Raw genomic sequence first — 619 nt, 5'->3', positions numbered from 1 at the left:
TTTTGTTCTTACTCCCTTTTGGTCGTCCACGTTTACGTTTATCTTGGGGTTGTACTTCTGGAGTTGGTGATGGGCTATTTTTTTCTAGCTCATTCTTGATCACCTGTTCTATCAAAATCGGAAATGAGTGCCTTTCTTCAACACTTACTAGCGATAATGCAAAAAAAGATAGTCCTGATATCGGTTTATTTACTAGGCTAGAAAAAAATCTATCCAACCCATAAGTTTTTTTACCTGCCTTACTGACTACAACTTCATCTCCTGCAAGTAAATAGACCTCATTTGCACCAAACAAATGCTTGCGGAAAAACAGCCAAAACAACCTAGCCCAAGGTATTACTGTATGAAAGAACCTCAACATTGTCCGATAGCTACCACCAATCCCTGCCCAACGTGATATTCCTAACATAGTGACCCGGCCGCTCATTGCTAACATAGCCAAAATTATTTGGTTCAACTGCCGCATTGTTGTAGCGTTTATCTGCGGTAGCAGGCATTGTAAGAGTGATAAAATGTCGAACATGGGCGAATTGTAGTTTTTGAGTTGTCGTTTGGGAAGACAACAACTCTACTACAGAGCGCCCTCTCTCTTCATACTCTTGTTTTGGCGAAGGTATTG

At 40.9% G+C, this 619-nt stretch carries 2 protein-coding genes; both read right to left on the bottom strand.

Annotated elements, in window-relative coordinates; all coding sequences use genetic code 11:
• On the bottom strand, positions 1-466 hold a 466-nt coding region (locus tag HCR01_RS38175; protein WP_226890101.1), incomplete at its 3' end, for a transposase.
• Positions 372-619, bottom strand: a 248-nt coding sequence (locus HCR01_RS39790; protein ID WP_226890102.1) for a hypothetical protein, incomplete at its 5' end; no start/stop codon positions are given. The genes HCR01_RS38175 and HCR01_RS39790, both read right to left, overlap by 95 nt.

The sequence above is a fragment of the Nostoc sp. MG11 genome (genome assembly GCF_014904695.1).
Taxonomy (GTDB): Bacteria; Cyanobacteriota; Cyanobacteriia; order Cyanobacteriales; family Nostocaceae; genus Komarekiella.
The sequence above is the reverse complement of the archived record's forward strand: the minus strand, read 5'-3'. Positions and strand labels throughout refer to the sequence as shown.